Genomic DNA, 24,206 nt, shown 5'->3' with positions numbered 1-24,206 from the left:
AATCCTTCTCCAGCCGGGAAGGATTTTTTGTTTAAGAGCCTGTTGTACAACAAAAAGCTTCGGTTTTTTTGTTAACTTGTATAACCTATCAAAAACAATACGCTCATGTTAAAAGAAGTTAACTTAAACAAGGTTTTCGTTATCGATATCGAAACCGTACCCCAATACGGGCATTTTGATGAAATGCCCCCAACCCTGCAGGACCTTTGGGAACACAAAACCAGGCTGCAGCGCAAAGACGAGTTTACTGCCACCGAATTCTACGATCGTGCGGGCATCTGGGCCGAATTTGGCAAGATTATCTGCATCAGCATTGGCTTTTTCCACCTGCAAAACAGACAGCAGTTTTTTAGGGTAAGTTCTTTTGCCGGACATGATGAAGCCGAAATCCTAACCAGCTTTGCCAAACTGCTGGGCGAACAGGGAACCGACCAACTGCTTTGCGCACACAACGGCAAAGAGTTCGATTTCCCCTACCTATGCCGGCGCATGCTGATCAATGGCATTGCTATTCCGCCACAGTTGCAGATTGCAGGCAAAAAACCCTGGGAGGTTAACCACATCGACACCATGGAACTCTGGAAATTTGGCGATTATAAAAACTATACCTCACTAAACCTTTTGGCGGCCATATTCAACATTCCAACCCCCAAAGACGATATGGACGGCAGTATGGTTAAATCGGTGTATTATGAAGAAAAAGACCTGCCACGCATTGTTACCTACTGCCAAAAGGATGTCATTACAACGGCACAGATCCTTTTGCGCTTTAAAGGCTTGCCCACAATCCCGACCGAAAATATTATTTTAGTGAAGTAAATGTTGAAGAACCTACACCATTGGCCTATAGCTCACAGGCCAATAGTTTAAACTAAGTCAAAAGAGACATAATCAAATGGTCTGTGAGTCACAGACCGTGGATTAAGTGTATTATGAAGAAAATACCTGCCACGCATTGTTACCCATTGCCAAAAGGATGTCGTTACAACTGCACAAATCCTTTTGCGCTTTAAAGGCTTGCCCACAATTCCGACCGAAAAGATTACTTTAGTGAAGTAAATGTTAAAGAACTTACACCATTGGCCTGTGGCTCACTGGCCAGTAGTTTAAACTAAGCCAAAAGAGATGTAATCAAATGGTCTGTGAGTCAAAGACTGTGGATTAGATTAAGATTAAAATAGTAATGGAAATAAGGTTAAACATCCCCGAATACAACGCAGGGCAAGGCCTTCAAGTCACTTGGGAAGAAGGATTTGAAATAGAAAGTAGCATTGCTGATAGTCAAATTATTATCTCGGCAAATCGGGCAGGGCTGATTTCTTTGGCTAAACAATTGCTCATCTTAGCACAGGCAGAAGTGCCAAATGGAGCTCATTTTCATTATGATGAATATAATAGTTTAGCGGAAGGTTCCAAAGAGCTTATTGTTCAGAAAAGATAAATCTACACCCTCGGCCTGTGGCTCACTGGCCAGTAGTTTAAACTAAGCCAAAGAGAAGATGTAATCAAATGGTCTGTGAGTCAAAGACCGTGGATTAAAAACATTACCTTAGTGAAGTAAATGTTAAACGTTAAAGAACTCGCCATCGAATTTTACAGCCAGGAAGACAAAACCTGGACCGAAGCCGTACACAAAATCAGCTTTAAACTCGACAAGGGCAAAGTATTGGGTATCGTAGGCGAATCAGGTTCCGGCAAATCGGTTACCTCTTTTTCCATTATGCGCCTGCACGATTCGAAGAATACGCACATCAACGGCGAAATAGACTTTGAGCATAGCAGCCTGCTCAGCCTTTCCGATAACGAAATCAGAAACTACAGGGGCAACAAAATCTCCATGATCTTTCAAGAACCCATGACTTCACTCAATCCGGTATTCACTTGTGGGTATCAGGTACAGGAAGCCATCATGCTCCACCAAAAAATAGACAGGCAAACGGCAAAAAGCAAAACCATTGCCCTTTTTAAGGAGGTGCAGTTGCCCAGGCCCGAACAGATCTTCGAAAGTTATCCGCACCAGCTTTCCGGCGGACAAAAACAGCGTGTCATGATCGCCATGGCCTTGAGCTGTAATCCCGAACTGCTCATTGCCGACGAGCCGACTACCGCCCTGGATGTAACCGTACAAAAAACCATCCTCGATTTATTGTTGCGGCTCAAAACCGAACGCAACATGGGCCTTATCTTCATTTCGCATGATTTGGGCGTCATCAGCGAAATTGCCGACGATCTTTTGGTGATGTACAAAGGCGATATCGTTGAACAAGGCCCTGCCAAAAAACTGTTCCAAAATCCGCAACACCCCTATACCAAAGGTTTGCTGGCCTGTAGGCCCTCTCCGCAACGGCGACTAAAAAAACTGCCCACCGTAGCCGATTTCCTGAACGAAAACAAGGATGTCGCCCTCCAGCATCAACTCGAAATCAACAGCTTTACCGAAGCAGAAATCAGGCAAAGGCGCGAACAACTATACCAACAAAAACCCTTGCTCGAAGTACAAAATCTTTGTACCTGGTACCCCATCAACAAAGGATTGTTCGGCAAGCGCAAAAACTATGTAAAAGCAGTCGACGACATCAGCTTAAAGGTTTATCCTGGCGAAACGCTGGGTTTGGTGGGCGAATCGGGCTGTGGCAAAACCACTTTGGGCCGAAGCATATTGCGCCTGGTAGAGCCGACCTCAGGAAGGTTGCTTTTTAACGGCACCGACCTTACCCAATTGGGCCGAAACGAACTCCGTAAAATGCGAAGAGATATCCAAATCATCTTTCAAGATCCCTACTCGTCGCTCAACCCCAAAATAACCGTAGGAAACTCCATTATGGAGCCACTGCAGGTACATGGCCTCTTTAAAAATGACCAGGAAAGAAAGGCGCATGTATTGAACCTGCTCGAAAAAGTAAACCTCAAACCCGAGCACTTCGACCGCTACCCGCACGAATTTTCTGGCGGACAGCGCCAACGCATCGTCATTGCCCGTGCCCTGGCCCTGCAGCCCAAATTCATCATCTGCGACGAATCCGTTTCGGCACTCGATGTATCGGTACAAGCCCAAGTATTGAATCTTTTGCGCGAACTGCAACAGGAATTTGGCTTAACCTACATCTTTATTTCGCATGATTTGGCGGTAGTTAAACATATTTCAGACCGGATGATTGTGATGAACAAAGGAAAAATCGAGGAAGAAGGTTTTCCGGATGAGATCTATAACCATCCAAAAGCCGCCTATACCCAAAAGCTGATTGATGCCATTCCCGGAAAAACCGCAGCGCCGTTAGCCAGTTAGTTTTCCTGCTTTTCAAGACCCAATCAGGCCAAATGCTAAAGCTTAAGGCCCTGCAATATGTTATAGCCGTGTTATTTCTCGCCAAAAATAGCCCAAGCTAAACATACATTTGCTATATTGTGAACAACACAAATACAAGCTATGGCAAAAAACAAATCCGCTCACATCGAACAGGTTCTTACCCAATTGATTAGCGATATATTCGAAAAAAACAAAAATGTACCGCTTAACCATAAGCAAGTTGCGGCCAAGCTAAACCTCAAAGACGTTGCCTCTACCGATACCATTCTCGAAGTATTAAAAGAACAGGTAAACAAAGGGCTTTTTACACAACCCGAAAGAGGCAAATTCCGCTTAAAAGACCTCAAAACATTCGTGGTGGGCACCGTTGACATGACCGCCGACGGCTCTGCGTTTATTGTACCAGATGATGAGTTTGAAAAAGATATTTATGTAGCCCCTAGAAAGCTGCGCAACGCCCTGCACGGCGACAAGGTAAAGGTTTACGTTTTCAAGAAAAAGACCGGCCGTAAAAACGAAGGCGAAGTCGTGGAAATCATTACCCGTTTAAAAACCGATTTTATTGGCTTGGCCAAAGTATCGGAGCGTTTCGCTTTTGTTATTCCCGACGACCGCAAGATGCTGCACGACATCTTTGTGCCTTTAAACGACCTTAATGGCGCCAGAAACGGACAAAAAGTTCAGGTAAGCATTACCGATTGGCCCGAAGGTGCCAAAAATCCTATCGGGAAAATCATCAATGTTTTAGGCGAACAAGGCGAAAACAATACCGAAATGAATGCCATATTAGCTCAATATGGTTTTCCACTCAGTTTTCCGCCAGAAGTGGAGGCCGAAGCCAATGCCATTCCCGAACAGGTTAGCGAAGCCGAAATTAATGGAAGAAGGGATTTCAGGAATACGGTAACCTTTACCATAGACCCAATTGATGCCAAGGATTTTGACGATGCCATTTCCTTTAAAAAACTGCCCAATGGCAATTACGAAATCGGTATTCACATTGCCGACGTGTCGCATTACGTATTGCCCAAAAGCATGCTCGACAAGGAGGCTTACGAACGTGCTACTTCGGTATATTTGGTAGACCGCGTTATTCCGATGCTGCCCGAGCGCCTCAGCAATGGCGTATGTTCGCTACGCCCGCACGAAGATAAGCTCTGCTTTGCCGCGGTTTTCGAATTAGACGAACATGCCAACATCCACAACGAATGGTTTGGCCGCACGGTAATCCATTCTGATCGGCGCTTTACCTACGAAGAAGCCCAAGAAGTAATCGAAGCCAAAAGCGGAGATTTTGCCGAAGAAATCCTCAAGCTCAACGAACTTGCCTATATTTTAAGAGAACGCAAGTTTAAAAACGGCGCCATCAGTTTCGAAAGCACTGAGGTAAAATTCAAGCTCGACGAAAGTGGAAAACCCATCGGCGTATATGTAAAAGAACGCAAGGATGCACATAAGCTTATCGAAGACTACATGTTGCTAGCCAACAGAAAAGTAGCCGAATTTATTGCCAAAAAAGGAAAAGGCAAACAAAAATATACTTTCGTTTACCGCGTTCACGATGCACCAAACCTCGAAAACCTGAACAATTTCGCCAGTTTTGCATCGCGTTTTGGTTATAAGATCAATATGAAAAGCGACAAGGAAATAGCCAAATCGCTCAATTACCTGATGGAAGACGTAGAAGGCAAGAAAGAACAGAACATCCTGACCCAATTGGCAATCCGTTCGATGGCCAAAGCCATTTACACCACCAAAAAAACAAGCCACTACGGATTGGCATTCGATTATTATACCCACTTTACCTCGCCAATTAGGCGTTACCCCGATGTCATGGTACATCGCTTGCTGGCGCTCTACCTCGACGGTGGCAAATCGGCCAATGCCGAAGAATACGAAGCCGCCAGCGTACACTCGTCGGCCATGGAAAAACGCGCAGCGGATGCCGAAAGGGCTTCGGTAAAATACAAACAAGCCGAATATCTAGAAGAAAACGTAGGCAAAACCTACATGGGCATTATTTCTGGCGTTACAGAATGGGGAATGTATGTAGAGATTATCGAAAATAAATGCGAAGGCATGGTACGTTTGCGCGACATTTCGGACGATTTTTACGTATTGGACGAAAAGAACTATTGCATAGTTGGCCAGCGCAAAAAGAAAAAATACCAATTGGGCGACGAAGTACAAATAAAAGTAAAGAAAGTGGATCTATCTAAGCGACAAATAGATTTTTCGTTAGTACAACAATAGTTTAGCAGCCTATGAAAAAATTGGCCATCTCTATCGTATTGCTCTTTTTTGTCGTTACTGCCCAGGCACAAAACCTTTTGCAGGGCCGTATAGTTGACGAAGCTACTGGTACAGGCATCCCTTTTGTATCGGTGGGTATTTTAGGGACCAACAATGCCTCGGTAAGCAACGAAAATGGTGATTTTGTACTCAAGGCGCCAACCTATCCGGCCAAGCTGCGTTGCAGCCACGTGAGCTATTTAACCAGCGACATGGTATTGCAGGAAAGCAGCAGTACGCCGATAATCGTCAAACTAAAGCCGGCCAGTATCAGTTTGAATACGGTAACCATTGATCCTTATCAGGGTCAGCGGATTTTAAAGGCTGCTTTTGAAAAAGCCAAGGCCTACGAAAACAACAACTCTTATGTAAACGCTTTTTACAGGCAATTAACTACCTTAAATGGCAAGCCCAGCCAGATTTACGAACTCTTTTTCGACCTGCAGTGGAGTCCCAAACGTGTACAGGGCTGGATTGCCAAACAAAGTCGCTTTGCCCAACTAAACGAACAAGCTGCCTTTTCACTCGATAACCAATCCTATTATACCTTCACGGTAAGCGGTTATCTTTTTCCGGATAACGGCGGAAAGTTCGTGAACCTGAATACATTGGCCGATTACGAAATCAATGTAGAGAAATACATCGAACAGGCCGACCAAAAAATAGCAGTAGTTTCCTGCAAATACAAAAAGGCACGGAAAAACCAGTATTATGTAAACTCTACCTACTACGTGGGTACCGACGATTCGAAAATCTACCGCTTGGAAAACAGCGTATTTAATCTGCCCATCAGGCTTTCCCATGCCAGCGCCAAACTGCCGCCCATTGTTACCACCGTGGCTACCTTTAACGGAACGGCACACCCTATTCCGGTACTGGAAAGCGTTTCTACCAAAATGTACCTCAGCCTCAACGTCAAAGGACGGGAAATCAATCCGGGCATCAGCTCGCTGCTAACCGTTTACAACATAGACAACGATTTAAAAGACCAACAATTTGAGGCGCTTAATCGCCGAACAAAAGACAAAACGGTAATCGAATCCATCAAATACGACCCCAACTTTTGGAGGAACAACCCCATTGTAAAACAAACCACTTTAGAAGATTCTTTTATCAAAATGATGGAAAGCAAAGCTGCTTTCGGTACCATGACTAACCCTTAAGTAATGCACAGTCCTACACAACTACAAGAAATCATAGAAAACGCCATTCCTAAAATAGTATATCCAGCACACCCTGCCGATTTGTATGAGCCTATCCGTTATATCATGAGCCTGGGTGGCAAAAGAATAAGACCGGTAATGGTGCTCATGGCTACAGAGCTTTTTACCGACGAGATCAACAAGGCCTTGGATGTGGCCCTGGCCATAGAAACCTTCCATAATTTCACCCTGGTGCACGATGACATCATGGACAATGCTCCTTTGCGCAGAGGCAAACAAACCGTTCACGAAAAATGGGGCAGCAACAATGCTATCCTCAGCGGGGATGTGATGATGGTCGAATCGAACAAGCATCTTTCCAAAGTAGACGTAAGCGTGCTCAAACCCGTGCTCGATACCTTTAATGCAACTGCACAAGGCGTTTGCGAAGGCCAGCAGCTCGATATGGAATTTGAAACTCGTGATAATGTAGCCATCGCAGAATATCTGGAGATGATTCGCCTAAAAACCGCAGTGCTGTTGGGTGGCGCCATGAAATTGGGCGCCATTGTAGGCGGTGCCGATGATAAAAATGCAGAATTACTTTATCAATTCGGGGAGAATTTAGGCGTAGCTTTTCAGTTGCAAGATGATATTTTAGATGTTTATGGCGATCCGGAGAAATTCGGCAAACAAGTGGGCGGCGATATCATCTCCAATAAAAAAACCTTCCTACACCTCACGGCAAAGGAGTTATTAAATCCCGAAGAACTTTCTATCCTTTTAGAGAACCGAGAAAATGCCGAAATGAAGGTAAAAGCCGTTACGCAACTATACAACAATTACCAAGTTAAGGAACTGGCCAATTTAGAAATGGAAAAATATTTGGCAAAAGCTTACCAAGCGCTTGATGGAATTACCGTATCCGAAAACAGAAAAGTATATTTCAGGCAATTGGTAAAGCAAATCATGGAAAGAGAAAACTAGCTATTCAAAACGCTTGATATAAGGCCACAATAAGAGGTTGATCGTTTTCTTATAATCGTTCAAAGCATCCTCCCCTCGATATTGCCGGGTAAGTTCGTTATGTGACAACCAGAAATCGCTAATGATAAAAAACTGCTTAACCAGTCCCAGTTTATTGGATGTTGGGATATCGTCCCTAAAAATTCCATGTTGGGCCAAAGCATCGAAAAAGCTCACAAACTGTTGTTCCCTTTTTTGGATCAGCTGACCATAACTGGCTTTAATCTCCGGAATCCAGTTCGCTATTTCCACAAAGTTGATGAATATGAAACGGTATTTATTGACTAGTTGGAAGGAGATTGCTGCCAGGGCATCTATAGTGGCTAAATTAATCGAAGCCTGTTGCGCATTCAGCATCAAATCATCATAAGCCGAAGCAAGTTCATTAAATAAAGCCCTTATAATATCCTCGGTGTGCTTAAAGTGATAATGTAAATTACCACCGCTCAAGCCAATGCTCGCTGCAATATGCCTTGTTGTAACACTCCTGATTCCCTGTTCATTGTAAAGCTGTAATGCGGCATTTAATATTTTTTCTTTGGTTTTCATGCCTAAATTTAGAACAAATGTTCTAAATTTGAAAATAATTTAAATTTTAGGTATGCGCACTGGCAAAAGCAAAAATTGGTTCTTTAGGAATTTACATGAAATCAGAATGACGATCTTTCCCGAAGACGTTAACGACTCAAAATTTAAAAAAGCTGGAAAAAATGTTGGGTGGTTAATGTTTTTAATGTTGTTGCTATGCGCCACAGCCGGAGTTATAACCGCAGCATCTTTCGCTCACTAATAGTACTGATCTTTGATAGATATTTGGCATTTTATTGCTGTTCGTGGATATTGGTTAGATACACGCGCAAACTGGAAATGCCCATTCCCCTCATTAATAATTGGCTTACGGATTTTGTTTTTGTGCCCTTGCTTATCCATATTCCGTTTGTACTGGGTTCACTAATTTTTGTGCCAGATGGAACTTTTAAATATCCACTTTATCAAATCCTGAGTATTGCTTTACTTGCGGCGCTGGTTTTTGAAGGTTGCCTACCCTACTTCACGCCTTACAACACTGCGGATTTTTATGATATATTGGCCTATTTTGCGGGTGGAGTATTCTATTATGCTGTGCATCAAAATCATACCTCCAAAAAATTCAAGAGTGCTTTCGAAAAAAGGCAAGGCCTACATCATCAATAACATAAAACAAAAAAGCCGAACAAATGATGTTCGGCTTTTTTTATGCTGTATTACAAATATTATTCAGCGGTTTCTGCAGCTGGAGCTTCGTCATCGGCTTTAGCTGCTTTTTTTGCAGGGGCTTTAGCGGCTTTAGGCGCTGCTTCTTTTTTAGCGGCAGGTGCTTTTTTGGCTGGTGCTTCAGCAGCAGCTTCAACAACTGGTTTCGCAGCTTTGGCTGCTTTCTTAGGTGCTGCAGTTTTTACTGGAGCATCATCAGCAACTGGAAGTACAGAAACATAAGATTTGTTGTCGCGTTTCTTTTTGAACAATACGATACCAGGTACCAAAGCGAACAAAGTATGGTCTTTACCAATACCTACACCTTTGTCTGGGTGATGTTTTGTACCACGTTGACGAACGATGATGTTACCAGCGATAGCTTGTTGACCACCAAAAATTTTGATACCTAAACGCTTGCTATGCGATTCACGTCCGTTTTTCGAACTACCGGCTCCTTTTTTATGTGCCATTTTCTTTTATATTTTTTACAGATTGGAAATCCCAATCTCAGAATTAAACAAAAAATTAACTACAGAGTGATATTCTCAATCTGGATTTTGGTGAAATACTGGCGGTGACCATTTTTCTTTTTGTAACCTTTTCTACGTTTCTTTTTGAAAACGATTACTTTATCACCTTTTAAATGAGACACGATTTTAGCTGTAACCGATGCACCTTTTACCGCAGGAACGCCTACTGTAATCTTACCACCATTATCAACCAACAATACATTGTCAAATTCAATACTAGCGCCCTCATCTCCTTGTAAACGGTGTACAAAAAGGTGCTGGTCTTTTGCAACTTTGAATTGCTGTCCTGCTATATTTACTATTGCGTACATTGTTAAATAATTATTTTAGACTTGTTTTTATTTTTTATCGAGGTGCAAATATAGAACAATTAATTTTCAAACACAAATAGATATACAAAATAATTTGTACCGGTTAAAACCATGATAAACAGACTCTTTTCAAGAAGAATTTCCGATCACGTAATCACATATAATGATCAGTTCAAAAAAAGCTAATGACGATAGATAAAATTTTAGAAATTGGCACCGACCACAAAGAGCGGCTTTTCATTAAACCCGACAAAGAACGTTTCCTTTAATCTATAGAACAGCAACAGAAGTTCATTGCGACCACAATAGGCTTTTTCTTTATTCGACAAACCCAAGAGAATGGCGGAATGCAGTTGCAAACTTGCTTTGACGGATAATACAAAATGGACAAATGTACCAGACGAACTAAAAAAACAAATAAATTCAACAACAAAGAGGTACTCTATAACAAGGCATTGCCAAACATGGAGCTGAACAGCTTTTCTGGAACATTTTGCAGTATTCAGTTGCCGCATTTCAGTTAATCTGTATTGCTAAGCCCCGCCGTCGCCAAGCTACAGATCGCTGTGCCTGATAAAAAAACCAAAATATTTTCTTTTATTACGAATATTTCGTAGATTTACGAAATACAAATAATTTAGCCCATGAAAAGGTTCTTGTTTACAGCATTATCCCTCTTGCTTACAACACTGGCAATGGCCCAAAATGCCGAACCGGTTGTGGCCAGGGTAAAATACAATTTTATTCATGTGAGAGACACCAACAAGCGCAGCATGCCTTCTATCGAAGACATGATCTTGATGATGGGCAAAAGCTCGTCGTGGTATACCAGCGAAACCAGGCTTAAAGAAAAAGTGGCTGCCATGGAGCGCGATAACGAGCTGATTAGGAACAATGGTGGCGTTACCAACGGTGTAATTTTTCGGGCACAAAAAAGAACACCCACCAGTATGTATGATCTTTATTTCTTTCGCGCTATCAATAAGCTCTATGTGGGCGAGTGGATGATTAATTTCTATTATACCGAGGAAGACATCCCGCACATCAATTGGGAAATCACCAAAGATACAGCCAGTTTCTCCGGACTTCAATGCCAAAAAGCCATGGCATTGTTCAAAGGCAGAAACTGGACGGCATGGTTTGCGCCCAGCATCCCCTTTCCAAACGGCCCATGGAAACTAAACGGCCTGCCCGGATTGATCGTGGAAGCCTACGACAGCAAAAAAGACGTTCAGTTTCTATTTAATGGCTTTGAAACCGTCAATCGTGAATCTGCAAGCCAAACCCCTAAAATAAGTGGCGAAATGATGGATATTAGCGAAATCACAAACCAAATCAAGCTACCAAGCAAAGCCATTGCCATTAAAACCACCAAGGACGAGATGCAACGGCTAAAAATGGCCTATGCCGAAGACCCTATGGGTTTTGCCAAAACACAACTTGCCGGAACGCCTTTCGGAAAGCTGCTCGAAAACAAGCCCAACATGCCGAGAAAAGTAGTTTTCATGAACAATCCCATAGAACTTCCTTAGCCTATTACAAAAGCACCATATGTCAAACGCGTCCATTTCTACGAAAAATTCATAGAAATGGACGCCATAAAAACACCCTTACTCAAATGAGATTACTAAAAATCACCCTTATTGCCTTCTCTTGCACCAGCATGGCTTGGGCACAATCACCAGAAAAAGCACTCGCAAAAGTCAGCTATTCATTCTCGCATATCAGAGACACCACCAACAAAGCCAATCCCTACACCGAGAATATGGCTCTGCTGATTGGCAAAAATGCTTCGGTTTATGCCAGCTATGACAAGCTGACTCAAGGCATCGAACGGAAAAGGCAGATTGAGGAACAGATAAAAAACACTGCGCCAGGCGAACCTATCCGCATCAACGTAGGCAAAGTTAAGCCTACTACGGCCATTGAGCTGTACAGCTTCTTCAAAGAGAATAAGCTTTTTACCCGGGAGCTCATCATCAATATCTATCTTACCGAAGAGCCTTTACCCAAAATCAGCTGGAGGATTACCAAAGATACGGCCAGCTTTTCGGGGATTGCCTGCAAAAAAGCCACAGCACATTTTAAAGGTCGGGATTGGATTGCCTGGTTCGCACCAGAACTCCCCTTTCAAAGCGGGCCATGGAAACTCAATGGATTGCCTGGGCTAATCATACAAGCTTACGACGACAAAAAGGAGGTGCAGTTCCTCTTCGCAGGTTTTGAGAACATCAAGGAAGAAACGGCCGCTAAACCGATATTGGACCCAGAAAATACCGTTACTGTTTCTACCAGTGCATTAGCAGGCAACGAAATCAAGTTGCCTGCAGACGCCATCAGAACAAGCATAGCCGAGCTTAACAAGCTGAAGGAAGCCCGGGCAAAAGATCCTATAGGTTTTGCAAAGGCACAAATGACCAATAGTGGCGTAACCATAAGCAGCACGAGTAAACTGGCAGAAATTGCCTCAAAAAATGCCCTGAACAATCCAATAGAATTACCTGAACATAATTAAACCCTAAACAACATGAAAACCAGCTTCATTACCGGCCTATGCTTTGCACTTTCGCTTCAGGCCTTTGCACAAAATCCAGATCGGGCTTTAGCACGTGTCAAATACAGTTTTGTACACATCAAAGACACTACCCAAAAGAACAATCCCTACACCGAGAACATGCTTTTGGTGATTGGCAAAAATGCTTCGGTCTATACCAGCCTCGACCGGCTAAACCGTAAATTGGTAGATGACGGAAAAGCCAAAGCGGAACCCGCTGCTCCTAATGCCCCATTCAAGCCTGTATCGCAGCAAGACTATTATTTTTTTGTGAAGGAAAACCTGTTTTTTATCAAAGAGAAAATCTATAACGAATACCTGGCCGAAGAAAAAGCACCCAAAATAAATTGGAAAACCACCAAAGATACCGCAAGCTTTTCGGGCATTGCCTGCAAAAAAGCCACCGCCTATTTCAAGGGCCGCAACTGGATTGCCTGGTATGCGCCAGAATTGCCTTTTCAAAGTGGTCCGTGGAAATTGAATGGCCTGCCAGGATTAATTGTAGAGGCCTATGACGACAAGCAACAGGTACAGTTCCATTTTGCGGGCATGGACAAGGTAAGCGCTGCCAATACCAACAGCGACAGCTACTTTTATGAAAGCGATATCAAATTGCCCAAAGATGCTAAGAGAACCGACATGAAGGAATACACTAGAATAAAAGAATTCTCTGTAAAGGATCCGGTCGGCTTTGCATCGGCAATGACGGGTATCGACCGCAAAGAAATTCGCATAGGCAAAAGCATGACTGGCATTGCGGGCCCAACCGTTACCAATAACCCCATAGAACTTCCCGAAAAAAAATAACTACAATCAGCAGATGAAACAATTATCAATAGCTTTCTTGCTGGCATGGATTAGCACCAATGGTTTTGCGCAAAAGGCAGACCGGGTGCTGGCCCGTGTAAGCTATACCTATACCCAAAAAGCAGACACTTTAAAAAGCGGAAAAGTCATTAATCATAACATGCTCCTTTTTGTAGGCAAAGATGCTTCTTTGTATACGAGCTACGACAAGATTAGGCACGAAGTGGCCGAAGACCAGAAATTTAGGGCTATGATTGCCAATAGGGCCGGTTCAAACAAACCTGTAGCATTTGTAACCGACGCCAATGCCACCAATTGGATGTACCGCACCTCTTATTTTTACTTTGCCCAGGAGAACAGGTTTTTTGGCAAGGAATTCATATCCCTGCAAAGTTACCTCTATGAAGAAAAAGTACCCGAAATCAAATGGCAGATTGCCAAAGATACCGCCAGCTTTTCGGGAGTGCATTGCCAAAAAGCCATCGCTACTTTCGAAGGCAAGAATTGGATAGCTTGGTTTGCACCCAGCCTGCCCTTTCGCTATGGGCCTTGGAAACTAAATGGCCTACCTGGACTGATTATTGAGGCTTACGATGAATCCAAAGATACCTGGTTCAGGTTTGCAGGCATAACGGATGCCAAGGAAGGCGATTTTCAGCGTGCCGATGATATCAGGAAAAGACCTAATGCCCACCCTGCCGATATCAACGCCATCGACCAGGTAATTGGCACCGATGTGGCTGGCGCCTATTTCGAAAACATCATCAAACTGCAAAAAAACGTCATTAAGACCACCAAAGAAGAGCTGGATAACCTCAGAGCTGCTTTTCAAAAAGACCCAAGAGGTTTTATTAAAGCCCAATCTGGCTATTAAATTTCTATTCGTTAAAAAATGTTAAATCATCACTAACACTACGAATTAATCGTAGATTTACGAATAATTAATCACAAACAAACCTAACATGATGAAAGCTATTTTAAGCACTATTCTAGCAACAGCTATTACAACTGTAGTTTTTGCACAAAGCCCAGACAAGGCACTAGCCAGGGTACGATACAGTTTTTCGCACATTCAAGACACCGCCCAGCGCGACAAGCCCTACACCGAGAATATGCTTTTGGTGATTGGCAAAAACGCCTCGGTTTACACCAGCTACGATAAGCTGAACAACAACATAGCGCTGAACCAACAAATACAGGAGCAGATCAAAAACAATGCAGGTGGTAACGTCAGCATCAAAAGAACCTCTTCCAAACCAACTACCGGAACGGATTATTTCTATTTTGCAAAAGAGAACAAGCTCATTACCAAGGAACGTTTGCTTAACAACTACCTGATTGAAGAGGATGCGCCGAAAATCAGCTGGAAAATCACCAAAGACACAGCGAGTTTCTCGGGCGTGCACTGCCAAAAAGCAACTACCTATTTTAAGGGCCGGAACTGGATTGCCTGGTATGCACCTGATATGCCTTTTCAGAGCGGACCTTGGAAACTAAACGGTCTGCCGGGCTTGATTATAGAAGCCTACGACGAGAAAAAGGAAGTACAGTTTCAATTCGCAGGCATAGACAAGGTTGACGAGACAAACATTACCGCTACTATAGAAGAAAAACCTATTTCAGGCAATGCCGTTAAAATTATGGGTATGGATGCCGCGGATGCTTATCTGGGAAGCGAAATCAAATTGCCTGCCGATGCGATTAAAACCAGCCAAAAAGAATACAACAAGCTCAAAGAGGCGCGCGACAAAGATCCACAGGGTTTCCTGAATGCTCAACTGGCCAATAGCGGCATACAAGGATCGGTAAAAATGAACATGAATACCCAAATTAGGCCGGCAGGGGCTAGTGGTCCAGCCAAAATTACCATCAACAATCCGATAGAACTGCCAGAGAAAAAATAAGTTCACCGTTAAAACCGAATTCCATGAAAAAGCAATACACCCTTGCCTTGCTTTTCCTGTTGTTTGCCACCGTATCGGCTTTTGCCCAAAAACAGCTGAAAGGAAAAGTAAAGGACAGCAAAGGTGCTCCCATTGCATCGGCCAATGTAAACCTGAAAGACAAAGATGGCAACATCATCAGCTTTACCAGAACCGACTCCAAAGGCGAGTACAGCTTAAGCCTTGGCGACGAAACCAAGGACCTGAGCGTTGAGGCCACCATTATCGGCTATGAAAAAAAGGCCGTTGCCGTTGCTGCGCTTAACCAAACCTACGACCTGGTGCTGCAGGAAAGCGAAATTAACCTGAAGCCGGTTGTGGTTAAAAACAGGCCGTCGCTCACTTCAAATGGCGATACATTGAACTACAAGACCTCTGATTTTGCCGACAAGCAAGACCGTAGCATTGGCGACGTACTTAAAAAAATGCCTGGCATTGAGGTGGCCGAAAATGGAAAGATCAGCTATAACGGCAAGAGCATTTCCAATTTCTACTTTGACGGCGACAACTTATTGGACGACAAATATGGAGTGGCCACCAAAAGCGTTCCGCATGGCGCAGTAGACAAAGTTCAGATTATTGAAAAAGACCAACCGATTAAAATGCTACGCAAAAACAACATGAGCGACGATGTGGCCCTGAACCTGGTGATGAAAGACGAGGCTAGGCTCAAAATAATGGGCGACATCAAAGCAGGCCTAGGCACGCCAGATCGTTTTGACGGCAACCTCAATGCCATGATGTTTAAGAAAAACATCAAGTTCCTGAACAACATCAAGGGCAACAACATCGGTATTGATCCGGGGATTGACCTTACTTCTTTTAATGATTTCTTTAAAAGACAGGAAAACGACAAGCCTGGCAACTTTTTGTCGGCGGGCGCCGCGGGCGTACCTACCCTGCCCCAAAACCGTTCGCTGTTTAATAAAGCCGGACTGATTAACCTCAACAATTTGTTTAAGTTTAACCAAGACTTGCAGCTGAAAGCCAACGTATCTTATTTATACGACCAAAGGAACCAGCAGTACAACAAGTTTTCTGAAACTTATCTGCCGGGTCAAACCATCAGGTATACCGAGTTGCAAAACAACAGCATCAATCCGCAAAAACTGCATGCGCAATTCAATTTGAACAGCAATGCCGAAATGCATTACTTGAACAATACGTTTATTGCCGATTACAACCCGTTTAAAACCAATTCTGAAGTCTTTATTAACGGCATTGGGGCCAATCAGTCCTTATCGCAACGGATGTTCGATATTTCTAACGAGTTTAATTACCGCAGGAAGCTGAAGTCTACCATGGTCAATTTTTATTCGTACATTGATCGGAGTTCGCAACCCGAAACCCTCAATATCAGACCGGGCTTGAACGAAAACATCCTGAACAACAACACGCCTTATGCGGGATTAAACCAATACATCAGCTTTCCTACCTGGTTTACCAACAACTACTTCTCGTTTGCCTTGGTAAACGGCAAGTTTACACAAACCTATAAGGCTGGCTTCAATTGGCAAAACCAAAAACTAGGCTCCGAACTGTACCGAATCCAAAACGACCAAACCACCGAGCTGGTTTCGGCCGACATGACCAACGATTTAAACTGGACCAAGTTTAGGACCTATGCAGAGGCCAATTACGAATATGCGGGCGATAAGCTTAAAGTTGGACTGGCGTTGCCGCTTAGCTACAACAAAATCGACTATAACGACGCCAGCCATGCGCTGGATAAAAACCTCGAAAAGTTTTTCATCAACCCGGTCTTTAACATCAAGTACCAAACCGGCATCGAAAACTACATAACTGCCAACTATGGCTTTAAAAACGACCTGGGCGGACTTGATGAGGTTTATCGCGGCACCATCTTGAAGAACTACCGTTCGCTGTTTGCCAACGACGCCCCAATTTCGGAGAAAAAGACCCACTTCGCAGGTGCAGGCTTTAATTTCCGCAAGGCCATGCAGATGTTCTTTTTTTCGGTCAACGCAAACTACAGCAATACCACGCTCAACACCATTTCTTCCTATACCCTAACCAACAGTATCCAGCAAAGAATAGTACTGCCTTTGTCTAACCAGCTTAAGAGCTTCTCTGTAAGCGCCAACAGCAGCAAGTACCTGTTTAGCTGGCGCAGTACGATTAATGGTGCCGTAAGCTTTAGCCAAACCAAACTTGACCAGCTATTGAACAATGAGCTCTTGCCTTTTACTTCAGAAACCATGATATATAAGGCCGGTATCGAGTCTAAGCTGACTAGTTTCATGACTTGGTCTTACAACGCCAACTACTCGGTTAATACCAGCAAATCGTCTAAAGCCGATGCCATTACAACCAAATACCAACAACTGAGGCAACAATCGGCCCTTACGGCAACCCTATTCAGAAGCCTTTTCGTAAACCTTACCGGCGAGCATATTTTTACGCACCAAGCCAGTCAGCCAGACCTGAAGTACATTTTTGCCGATCTTAACGTGAGATACAGGTTTGTAAAGATCAAAACCGACTTGGAATTTGGCGTAACCAATTTAGCCAACGTCAAGAAATTTGAAGCCATTAACCTGAGCGTCAACTCGCTTACCTCTGGAACTTATTACATTCCGGGGCGTGTAGCCATGCTCAAAGCCACCTTTAATTTCTAAATAACCAAACAAACAACTATGAAAAAAGCCCCAAATCTGGGGCTTTTTCTTTGGGAATAAATCGTTGCGATACATAGGCAATCCCCGTTGCAATTTTAGGCAGGAACAGTTTTAGTGTTTGGTTTCTATCATGAAATTAGTTTCTTGAGTATCGTTCTTTTTCAGTATAATTCCCTTAACTAGTTTGGGTTCGAGCGATTTTTTCATTTCTGCCGCACTCACTTTTACGCCGTTTACATAATAATTCAATCGGTCGCTAACATTGATCGTGGTGCTATCGCTAGGTGTTTTCTTGGTGGCATAGCCTTTAACTACAATTACCTTGTCATTTGGAAATTCGCTTCTATCAAGAGGTTGGCCCATTTTGCCTTTAAATTCTATTTTTACGCTTTTTACTCCGCTTCTTACCAGTCCGGCTCCACTCAAGGTATCTTTACGAATCAACAGGGTATTTTTACCTTGTACTTTTCCTTTTAATGCCTCAACAAGCATTTCCCTTGTCTTTTCGTCAGCCAACAATCCGGGTAAATCTACATGGCCGGCTCTTAGCGAATCGGCATTGAGATCAATTCGCCTCAACATGATACCAGCTACTGTTGTGCTATCGGATGGGGCTGCAACAGTTTGAAGTTTTCTTTTTCTAACTGCTTGCTGTTGCTGCTTTGGTACAACTTCGGCAGTGTCATGGGCACTAATGGTATGGGCAATGGCCGCCGTTAGGGGCGCCAAGTGTTTGCCAATATCTTTTTTGCTTACCGTAAAGGCCAATGTGGTTAGCAAAAGTACAGGCAATGCAAACATATAACGGCTCAGGGTTAAACGCGACGAACGTTTAGCATTCATCATCTTGATGCGCTTTTTCAGGTCGGACAGGTTAAAATTGTTCACAATGGCCACAGCAGGTGTTAAATTGCCTACATCCAACAAACTGTATTGATATGTTTTTCTGTCTACGCCCTTCTTCAGTATCTTTTCGTCGGTAATAAACTCAAGGTTTTCCTTAACCGCTTTTTTCATCAGCCAAACCCCAGGATTAAACCAGTAAAAAACTACACTCAGCTCGGCCAGCATAATATCCAGCGAATGCCATTGCTTTACATGTACTTTTTCATGTTCCAAAATGGTGGCCAGCTCTTTTTCCTTGTGCATTGCCGGGTTGATGTAAACGGTTTGCCAAAATGAAAACGGACTCACCGGCTCTTCCAATACCCTTACCGGATAATTGGCTACCTGGCCCGGTGCCGACCTGCGGTGCATCCTGTACAGCGATATAAACTGAACCAGTAACCTCAAGGCCATGAGCACTACACCTGCATAAAACAAAACCGTAAGCAATTGCCAGTTGAGTGCGATAAATTGACTGGGCACCAGCGTGGCCGCCTTTTGGTTAAGCTCTGAAACAAAAGCTACCTTTTGACTGATTGCTTTCTGGTTATGAAAAAAATCGGTGAGGTTAATGAAGGGGTAAATGGTCGAAAACAAGATGCCGAAAACCAAAAACATACGGTTGAGCGTATAAAAGGTCAATCGGCGCAAAACCAGGTAATAAGTGGCTCCAAAAAGGATAAGCACCAGGTTTATTTTAAGCAAGATGACAAAAAAGTGTGGCATAGCATTACTTTTCAGGGTTTTCGATCAGATTGATAATCTCTTTAAGTTCTTCGGCACTGATTTTTTTGTCTTTGGCAAAAAAAGCAACCAGCTCTTTGTACGAACTTTGGAAATAACTGTTTACAAAACCGCTCATGAAACGCTTTTTATATTCGGCTTCTTTTACCTTGGCGCTATAGCGATTGGCATTGGCATAACGCTCGCTTTTTAGAAAGCCCTTGCGTTCGAGGTTTTTAATAGTCGAAGCCAAAGTGGTATAGGGAGGTTTGGGCTCTGGCATGGCATCCATGAAATCTTTGATAAAACCCGGGCCGGCCTGCCATACGGCAAGCATAGCTTCTTCTTCCTGTGCAGTTAATTTTTCCATCATTTACGAATATATCGTAAACATACGAAATAAACCGTAATCCGAAAAATTTTTGAAAAGCTTTGTAAACTAATGGTTTGTATAGCGGTCTTCGGCCTCGGCAATGGTGCTTTCTACCAGTTTTTGCAGGGCAGATGCGGTTTGCGCAATTTGGGGATTTTCGTCGTAATCGCTCATAAAAACGATTTTTTTGGTCTTGTTTACATAATTAAAAACCATTTCGTAGCGCAGTACCCGCTTGCTTTTCAAATCGGCGCCGCGATTGGCAATGACATCGGGCAGGGTCCAAAGATCCAATTCGTTGGCCTTGCTGTGCAAATAGATCATGTTGTTGCTGCGCAGCTTGAATTTATTGGTAACCAGCGAATCTTTGTTGCTGAGGTATTGATAATGGCCAGTAGCCGAGTTGTAGCTGTTGACCAAGGTATCGCCAAGACCCCAACTGTACTGAACAGACACGAAATCGGCCGAACGGTAAGGCCCTTGCTTAAGCCTGATGACGTAATAACCTCCAATGCCGGCAATTGCAATAACCGCAATCATGCTAATCAGCGACCAGTTCTTTTGGAAAGCAGAAATCATTAGTTGCGCTCCTTTTCTTCTCGGTCGTTAATAGTTTGCTCGATAATTTTCTGCATCTGCGCGGCGGCATCCTTCATTTTGGGATTGCCCGAAAAATCGGCCAGGTAGGTTACCTCCTTGGATTTTTTCTGGTAGTTGAATTTCATGAAAAAGCGTGGCGCTTTCGAGTTCTTCAAGTCTTCTGCACTATTGGCCACCACATCTGGCAAATTCCAAAAGCCCTGTACATCGGCATTGCTGTCTAAGAACTTTTTGTCTCTTTCGTTCAGCATTACATGTTTGGTAACCAGCGAATCTTTATCGTTCAGGTATTTGTATTCGCCTGTAGCCGAGTTGTACGAATTTTCGAGCTGATCGCCCGCGCCCCATTTATACTCTAGCGAAACAAATTCCTTGGCCTTAAAAGGTGCATTTCTGATAATGGGTGCATAATAAATAATGCAATAAATAATAAAAGGTACTACGATGGTAGATGCCAAAAAAACTTTCTTTGCCCTGCTTGTCATTGCCGTATGCTAAAAACTTAAAATTAATCTAGAGGTTCGGTTAAATCGCCCTCCCACTTGCTCACTACTGCGGTAGCAATGCTATTGCCAACAACGTTGGTTGCCGACCGGCCCATATCCAACAGCGGATCGATGCCAATAAGCAATGCCAAACCAGCCTCAGGAATATTAAAAGTGGCGATGGTGCCTGCAATAACCACCAACGAAGCACGGGGCACGCCTGCAATGCCTTTACTGGTCAGCATTAGGATGAGCAACATGGTAATCTGTTGTTCGAAAGACAGGTGAATTCCATAGCTCTGCGCAATAAACAGCGAGGCAAAGGTCATGTACAGCATCGAACCATCGAGGTTAAACGAATAGCCCAAAGGCAATACAAAACTTACAATCTTGTCTTTGCAGCCAAAGCGCTCGAGTTGCAACATGGTTCTTGGGTAGGCCGCCTCGCTACTGGCTGTACTAAATGCCAGCATTACAGGTTCTTTCATTCTGTTCATCAGGTTAAAAATCCTGCGTTTTAGAATAAGGTAGCCGATAAATATGAGCAACAACCAAAGAATGAACATGCTCGAATAAAACTCGCCGATAAACAAAGCATAGGTAGACAGCACGCTGATGCCCTGTTTTGCCACAATGGCAGCCATAGCACCAAATACCGCAAATGGCGCAAAATTCATTACATAACCTGTTACCTTGAGCACGATATGCGCTACTGAATCAAAAAATTCGATCACTACTTTGCCTTTTTCGCCAACGGCGGCTGTGGCTACGCCAAAGAACAGGGAAAACACTACAATTTGCAGGATTTCGTTGGTAGCCATCGATTCGGCAAAGCTTTTTGGAAAAATATGCGAAATAAAGTCTTTGACCGATAGTGCAGTGGCTTTGATACCGGTATCGGTATGGCTGCTTGGCAAAGGCAGGTGCATGGCCTCTCCAGGCTTAAAGATATTAACCAAAAGCATCCCCAGTAACAACGACATGAGCGAAGCGCTGATGAACCACAACATGGTTTTGCCTCCAATACGGCCCACCGCTTTGATGTCGCCTACTTTAGCCACCCCTACTACCAGTGTTGTAAATACCAAGGGCGCCACAATCATCTTGATCAACCTCAAAAAGATATCGCTCAACAAGGTAAAAGGCTCCAGTTTTTTCTCGCGCAGGGTTTCGTTTTCCTTACGGATCTTGACCTGTGCCGCCTTTTGCGTTTTGAGCTGGGCGTACTGCACCACGGTGGTGTCTTTCATATCGCCCAATTGCCCGTCTATTTTCTTGATTTGTGCATCGGCACTCACGATGGCCTCGTTATGCTTGCTAAAATTATTAACGTTTAAATAATAACCCACGGCTACGCCCAATACCAGCGCAATGAAAATAAAGAGGGTAAGTTTGTTCTTATTCGACATTTGTTAAGTTTACATTTGAATAGAAGCCGTAAAACTACAATAATTAAATTATTCTCTAAACATTGTTGATAAAGCATTAGTTATTTTACATATTTGGGGCGTAACAAAACTAAATTCCGGATATCTAATCGTTGATCATCAAAAGCCGCTAAGTGAACCAAAAAGATATACTATTTAAGGATATTTTCGACAAGAATTCAAAGAAGATTTTTCACTTATGCTATGGTTATACCGGAGATAAGGATTCGGCCAACGACCTGTTGCAGGAAACTTTTTTAAAGGTTTGGCAAAACTTGGACAAGTTCAGGAACAAATCGCTTATTTCTACGTGGATTTATCGTATTGCCGTTAACACCTGCCTCACTTACCTGCGTTCCGAAAAAAGACAGGCTAAGGATGAGCTGACAGAAAACATTATCGAAAACAAGATTGAGGAGTATTCTGAGAAGAACGAACAGATTGCCCTGCTTTACAAGTCGATATCGAAGCTCGAAGAAAACGACCGCTTGATCATTACCATGGTATTAGACGAGCTGCCCTACAACGAAATTGCCGAGATTTCGGGCATTAGCGAAGGCAACTTGAGGGTCAAGATCCATCGCATTAAACAAAAACTGACTGAATTATACAACCAGCATGCAAGAATTTGATCACATAGAAGCGCTTTGGGCCAAGCACAACACCGTAGATGTGAAAATATCTGCCGATGAAATGCTGAAACAGGCCAAAAAAGAAGTAAGCAGCATGCGTACCAAATCGCTACTCACCGTAGTGGGCATGACGCTTGCATTTATAGCATTGGCCTTCCTGTGGTTTGCCATCGATTTCCGATCGTTGACGACCCATATCGGCATTAGCCTGATGATCGGCGCCATTATCGTTTACACCATCATTTTATACAACAATTACCGCATCCTTGCCAAAAGCGATTTCACAGTCAATCCGAACGAGTTTATGGCTAAGCTTAAGCTTTACCAGCTCAAGCGTTTCCGTTTATATAACCGCCTCTATTGGTTCTATGCCGTTGCCATATCGCTGGGCATGGCATTCTACTTTTTCGAAATATTGCCCCATCTGGCACTCTGGGCAAAAATAGCAGCCCTCGTTTTAAGCTTTGGCTGGATGATTTTCTGCTCTACCCTGGTGCGCAAGGCCGTTATCAAAAAAGACAAGGAAAGAATTGCATTGCTCATCGAAAAATTTGAACGCATTAGCGGGCAATTTAAGGAGCAACATTAAGCCGGCCTAAATAAAGAGTTCGGTATCTTGAGGTTTGGGTTATCAATTAATACCGATAAAACAAGATTGCTGAGCGGCCAATCCTCCGATTAGTTGAACAAGCAGGGGATTGCGCATAAAAAAAGTCATCCGTAAACGGATGACTCCTACTATTAACTAACCCAAATTTTAAATTCATCCAAACTTATATTGGGTTTCCTAAGCTCAAAGATAGTGTGGCTTTGTTAAGCTAGATAGGCGAAAATCACCCATTCCAACTAAACCGCCTTGTTAAATCTGTTCAATTGGGTGATTTTCCATTCGCCTAAGGAATCTTTCTCCAAGGCCACAAAATTTTGCTGTACAAAAGTATCGAACTTGAAGTCGATCCTTACCAGAATAGCAGTGTTGCGGCTCGACAGGATTTCATAATTCGGCTGGCAACCCCGCAGCACGTCGGCATTCTTTCCATAATATGTCATGATGTTTTCTTTGGTATGGAAATTTATGCGGTCTGGCCGATTGACTTTCATGACAAGTTCGTTGGCCAGAACCTGGTCAAACAAAGCAATATCGCCTTTTACCTGTGCTTCAATAAAAGCATTGATAACAGCGGCAGGCTTGGCCAAATTCACTTTTTTAGCCGGTTTAACTTCAGTGGCGTTAGCGGTTGTAAAGGCAATACATAGTAAAGCCAAATACGTAAACATTCTTTTTTTCATTGCG

At 43.3% G+C, this 24,206-nt stretch carries 24 protein-coding genes; 15 read left to right on the top strand and 9 right to left on the bottom strand.

Going from position 1 to position 24,206, the window contains the following annotated elements; translation table 11 throughout:
• Positions 1–105: 105 nt before the first annotated feature.
• From JHD69_RS06935 to JHD69_RS06910, 6 genes are all read left to right on the top strand, one after another.
• Positions 106–819 (top strand): 3'-5' exonuclease, encoded by a 714-nt coding sequence (locus JHD69_RS06935; protein WP_199138702.1) that lies wholly within the window; start codon positions 106–108, stop codon positions 817–819.
• Between the two features lie 364 nt (positions 820–1,183).
• Positions 1,184–1,441 carry an Imm32 family immunity protein gene (locus tag JHD69_RS06930; protein WP_199138700.1) on the top strand — a complete coding sequence of 86 codons (258 nt, stop codon included), beginning with the start codon at positions 1,184–1,186 and terminating at the stop codon, positions 1,439–1,441.
• Positions 1,442–1,561: 120 nt separating this feature from the next.
• Positions 1,562–3,286 carry an ABC transporter ATP-binding protein gene (locus JHD69_RS21365; protein ID WP_199138698.1) on the top strand — a complete coding sequence of 575 codons (1,725 nt, stop codon included), beginning with the start codon at positions 1,562–1,564 and terminating at the stop codon, positions 3,284–3,286.
• A gap of 141 nt (positions 3,287–3,427) precedes the next feature.
• Positions 3,428–5,560: a ribonuclease R gene (rnr, locus tag JHD69_RS06920; RefSeq protein WP_199138696.1), complete on the top strand. Its 2,133-nt coding sequence runs from the start codon at positions 3,428–3,430 to the stop codon at positions 5,558–5,560.
• 11 nt (positions 5,561–5,571) lie between these two features.
• Positions 5,572–6,762 carry a carboxypeptidase-like regulatory domain-containing protein gene (locus tag JHD69_RS06915; RefSeq protein ID WP_199138695.1) on the top strand — a complete coding sequence of 397 codons (1,191 nt, stop codon included), beginning with the start codon at positions 5,572–5,574 and terminating at the stop codon, positions 6,760–6,762.
• 3 nt (positions 6,763–6,765) lie between these two features.
• Entirely contained in the window at positions 6,766–7,728 is a 963-nt protein-coding gene (locus tag JHD69_RS06910; protein ID WP_199138694.1) for a polyprenyl synthetase family protein, read from the top strand.
• Here the strand turns inward: JHD69_RS06910 and JHD69_RS06905 are convergent, their stop codons facing one another.
• Positions 7,729–8,316: a TetR/AcrR family transcriptional regulator gene (locus JHD69_RS06905; protein WP_199138693.1), complete on the bottom strand. Its 588-nt coding sequence runs from the start codon at positions 8,314–8,316 to the stop codon at positions 7,729–7,731.
• Between the two features lie 168 nt (positions 8,317–8,484).
• Here JHD69_RS06905 and JHD69_RS06900 point away from each other — a divergent pair, with 168 nt between their 5' ends.
• On the top strand, positions 8,485–8,961 hold the full coding sequence (locus JHD69_RS06900) for a hypothetical protein (protein WP_199138692.1): 477 nt from the start codon (positions 8,485–8,487) through the stop codon (positions 8,959–8,961).
• Between the two features lie 59 nt (positions 8,962–9,020).
• Here JHD69_RS06900 and rpmA read toward each other — a convergent pair whose 3' ends face one another.
• Positions 9,021–9,473: a 50S ribosomal protein L27 gene (rpmA, locus tag JHD69_RS06895; protein ID WP_199138691.1), complete on the bottom strand. Its 453-nt coding sequence runs from the start codon at positions 9,471–9,473 to the stop codon at positions 9,021–9,023.
• Between the two features lie 59 nt (positions 9,474–9,532).
• Positions 9,533–9,844, bottom strand: a complete 312-nt coding sequence (rplU, locus tag JHD69_RS06890) for a 50S ribosomal protein L21 (protein ID WP_199138690.1) — start codon at positions 9,842–9,844, stop codon at positions 9,533–9,535.
• 644 nt (positions 9,845–10,488) lie between these two features.
• Between rplU and JHD69_RS06880 the strand changes: the two genes are divergently transcribed.
• From JHD69_RS06880 to JHD69_RS06855, 6 genes are all read left to right on the top strand, one after another.
• Entirely contained in the window at positions 10,489–11,376 is an 888-nt protein-coding gene (locus tag JHD69_RS06880; protein WP_199138689.1) for a GLPGLI family protein, read from the top strand.
• Positions 11,377–11,462: 86 nt separating this feature from the next.
• Positions 11,463–12,359, top strand: coding sequence for a GLPGLI family protein (locus JHD69_RS06875; protein ID WP_199138688.1), 897 nt, complete (start codon positions 11,463–11,465; stop codon positions 12,357–12,359).
• 12 nt (positions 12,360–12,371) lie between these two features.
• Complete coding sequence (locus JHD69_RS06870; RefSeq protein WP_199138686.1) at positions 12,372–13,205, top strand: GLPGLI family protein; 834 nt, start codon at positions 12,372–12,374, stop codon at positions 13,203–13,205.
• Between the two features lie 13 nt (positions 13,206–13,218).
• Positions 13,219–14,079, top strand: coding sequence for a GLPGLI family protein (locus tag JHD69_RS06865; protein WP_199138684.1), 861 nt, complete (start codon positions 13,219–13,221; stop codon positions 14,077–14,079).
• Positions 14,080–14,170: 91 nt separating this feature from the next.
• A complete protein-coding gene (locus JHD69_RS06860) occupies positions 14,171–15,109 on the top strand; it encodes a GLPGLI family protein (RefSeq protein WP_199138682.1) in 939 nt (312 codons plus the stop codon).
• A gap of 23 nt (positions 15,110–15,132) precedes the next feature.
• Positions 15,133–17,787 carry a TonB-dependent receptor gene (locus JHD69_RS06855; RefSeq protein ID WP_199138680.1) on the top strand — a complete coding sequence of 885 codons (2,655 nt, stop codon included), beginning with the start codon at positions 15,133–15,135 and terminating at the stop codon, positions 17,785–17,787.
• Positions 17,788–17,898: 111 nt separating this feature from the next.
• On the opposite strand, the gene JHD69_RS06850 is transcribed toward JHD69_RS06855, so the two are convergent.
• From JHD69_RS06850 to JHD69_RS06830, 5 genes are all read right to left on the bottom strand, one after another.
• Positions 17,899–19,398 carry a M56 family metallopeptidase gene (locus JHD69_RS06850; protein WP_199138678.1) on the bottom strand — a complete coding sequence of 500 codons (1,500 nt, stop codon included), beginning with the start codon at positions 19,396–19,398 and terminating at the stop codon, positions 17,899–17,901.
• Positions 19,399–19,402: 4 nt separating this feature from the next.
• Entirely contained in the window at positions 19,403–19,765 is a 363-nt protein-coding gene (locus JHD69_RS06845; protein WP_199138677.1) for a BlaI/MecI/CopY family transcriptional regulator, read from the bottom strand.
• Positions 19,766–19,834: 69 nt separating this feature from the next.
• Positions 19,835–20,347: a hypothetical protein gene (locus JHD69_RS06840; RefSeq protein ID WP_199138675.1), complete on the bottom strand. Its 513-nt coding sequence runs from the start codon at positions 20,345–20,347 to the stop codon at positions 19,835–19,837.
• Entirely contained in the window at positions 20,347–20,826 is a 480-nt protein-coding gene (locus JHD69_RS06835) for a hypothetical protein (protein WP_233165751.1), read from the bottom strand. Before JHD69_RS06835 ends, JHD69_RS06840 begins: the two co-directional genes overlap by 1 nt.
• A 50-nt stretch (positions 20,827–20,876) precedes the next feature.
• Positions 20,877–22,262: a dicarboxylate/amino acid:cation symporter gene (locus tag JHD69_RS06830; protein ID WP_199138671.1), complete on the bottom strand. Its 1,386-nt coding sequence runs from the start codon at positions 22,260–22,262 to the stop codon at positions 20,877–20,879.
• 152 nt (positions 22,263–22,414) lie between these two features.
• Between JHD69_RS06830 and JHD69_RS06825 the strand changes: the two genes are divergently transcribed.
• Both JHD69_RS06825 and JHD69_RS06820 read left to right on the top strand, forming a co-directional pair.
• The gene (locus JHD69_RS06825; protein WP_199138669.1) at positions 22,415–22,912 is read left to right on the top strand and encodes an RNA polymerase sigma factor; all 498 of its coding nucleotides are present in this window, start codon (positions 22,415–22,417) and stop codon (positions 22,910–22,912) included.
• Positions 22,899–23,501, top strand: a complete 603-nt coding sequence (locus tag JHD69_RS06820; RefSeq protein WP_199138667.1) for a hypothetical protein — start codon at positions 22,899–22,901, stop codon at positions 23,499–23,501. Before JHD69_RS06825 ends, JHD69_RS06820 begins: the two co-directional genes overlap by 14 nt.
• Before the next feature lie 257 nt (positions 23,502–23,758).
• On the opposite strand, the gene JHD69_RS06815 is transcribed toward JHD69_RS06820, so the two are convergent.
• Entirely contained in the window at positions 23,759–24,202 is a 444-nt protein-coding gene (locus JHD69_RS06815; protein ID WP_199138665.1) for a hypothetical protein, read from the bottom strand.
• Positions 24,203–24,206 lie beyond the last annotated feature (4 nt).

Source organism: Pedobacter sp. ASV12, assembly GCF_016429155.1.
GTDB lineage: Bacteria > Bacteroidota > Bacteroidia > Sphingobacteriales > Sphingobacteriaceae > Pedobacter.
This window is presented reverse-complemented; position numbering and strand designations above follow the sequence as displayed.